The organism is uncultured Veillonella sp., from assembly GCF_934190855.1.
GTDB lineage: Bacteria > Bacillota > Negativicutes > Veillonellales > Veillonellaceae > Veillonella.
On sequence record NZ_CAKPTN010000234.1, the window covers coordinates 1 to 1,711 of the forward strand.

At 36.5% G+C, this 1,711-nt stretch carries 2 protein-coding genes and 1 pseudogene; all 3 read left to right on the forward strand.

Translation table 11 applies throughout. The annotated features are described in order from the left end of the window. Window positions 1-425, forward strand: a 425-nt coding sequence (locus Q0F90_RS09135) for a cell division ATP-binding protein FtsE (RefSeq protein WP_296004968.1), incomplete at its 5' end; no start/stop codon positions are given. Next, window positions 415-1,302, forward strand: a complete 888-nt coding sequence (gene ftsX / locus Q0F90_RS09140) for a permease-like cell division protein FtsX (protein WP_296004970.1) — start codon at window positions 415-417, stop codon at window positions 1,300-1,302. The genes Q0F90_RS09135 and ftsX, both read left to right, overlap by 11 nt. 5 nt (window positions 1,303-1,307) lie before the next feature. Continuing rightward, a pseudogene (locus Q0F90_RS09145) lies at window positions 1,308-1,711 on the forward strand (peptidase M23); the annotation flags it as partial.

Sequence of the window (1,711 nt, forward strand, 5' to 3'; positions counted from 1 at the left end):
TTCGTTTATTACCAAATAAAACAGTTGCGGAAAATATCGCTTTTGCCCTCGAAGTAATTGAAGAAAAACCAAAAATCATTAAAGAAAAAGTAAGTCATGTATTAGAGCTTGTCGGTTTAAGTGATAAGGCTAATGATTTACCAGAGGATCTATCTGGTGGTGAACAGCAGCGTGTTGCTATTGCTCGTGCTATTGTTAATCGTCCATCTGTGCTCATTGCTGATGAGCCTACAGGTAACTTAGATCCTGATACAAGTAAGGATATTGTAGATTTGTTCAAGCATATCAACAATTTTGGCACTACCGTTATTATGGTTACCCATAATATGGATCTTGTTTCGTATTTAAATAAACGCGTTATTCGTTTAAAAGACGGTCGCGTTCTAAGTGATAATATGAGAGGTGCAGAAATTAATGAAGCCTAGAACGATAAAATACTATTTTAAAGAAGCTCTGAAATCTATGAAGCGTAACGGGCTTATGACCTTGGCGTCCATCTCTACAGTGGCTTTATCTCTATTTATGCTTGGTGTATTCCTTTGTGGTGTTATCAATTTGAATAATATGGCATCTAGCTTGGAAAACCAAGTACAGTTGAGCATTTACTTGAAAGACGGCTTAACAACAGAACAAATTATGTCTGTAGGAAAACAAATTAAGGCGATTCCAAATCTTAAGAAGCTTGAGTTTGTTAATAAAGAGCAAGCAATGAAAGAGTTTAAAGAGCGCCTTGGTGATCAACAGCAATTAGTTAATGCTTTAGGTGGTGTAAACCCATTGCCTAACTCTTATGTGTTAACCTTTGATAATCCAAGTGATGTAAAGGCAACTGCAAAGCTAGCCACCACCTTCCAAGGTGTAGAAAGTACGCATTATGGTCAAGACATTGTAGAAGAGCTTTTCCGCATTACTCAAGTGATTAGAATTGGTGGGATTGTATTGATTGCTTTCTTAGCAGCTGCTACATTATTTATCATTTCTAATACGATTCGGTTAACTGTATTTGCCCGTCGTAAAGAAATTGCAATCATGAAGTATGTAGGTGCTACTAATGGATTTATCCGTTGGCCATTCTTGATTGAAGGCATGTTGTTAGGCTTAGTTGGTGCTATCATTGCCGTTCTTTGCGTTGGTGAATTCTACCACTTTATTACTATGGAAGTATCTGAATCCTTAGCATTCTTCCCATTAGTACCAATGTTCCCATTCTTCTATGATGTGGCTATCTATATTTTAGGTGGTGGCATAGTAGTAGGTGCTATTGGTAGTACTATTTCTTTAAAACAATACATGAAGGTGTAATGTTTATGAAATATAAAACAATAAAGTCCCGTCTTGTAGCAACAATTTTAACGGGTATAGTCGTACTGGGAACACCTCTATACATTGTTGCAGAAGACGAAGATTTAACGAATCAATTAGATTCGATTCAACAACAAGTAAATCAGCAGAATGCTATTAAAGCAGATGCTGAAACCGTTATTGTTAGCGTGTCTGAGCAATTGCGTCAAATTGAAGAACAATTGCGTCAAGCACAACAACAATTAGAAGTGATTCAACAGCAACGCATTGCAGTAGAGAATGATATTACTGTTAATGAAAAGTTGCTTGCTGAAGCACAAAAGCGTTTAGAAGGCCGTGAAGCTGTTTTCTATAAACGTGTACGTGATATTTATATCAATGGTCGTTTAAGCTATTTAGATGTAGTTAT

Excerpts from the sequence above, each read along its gene's own strand:
- ftsX (WP_296004970.1), top strand. The coding sequence starts at position 415 with ATGAAGCCTAGAACGATAAAATACTATTTTAAAGAAGCTCTGAAATCT.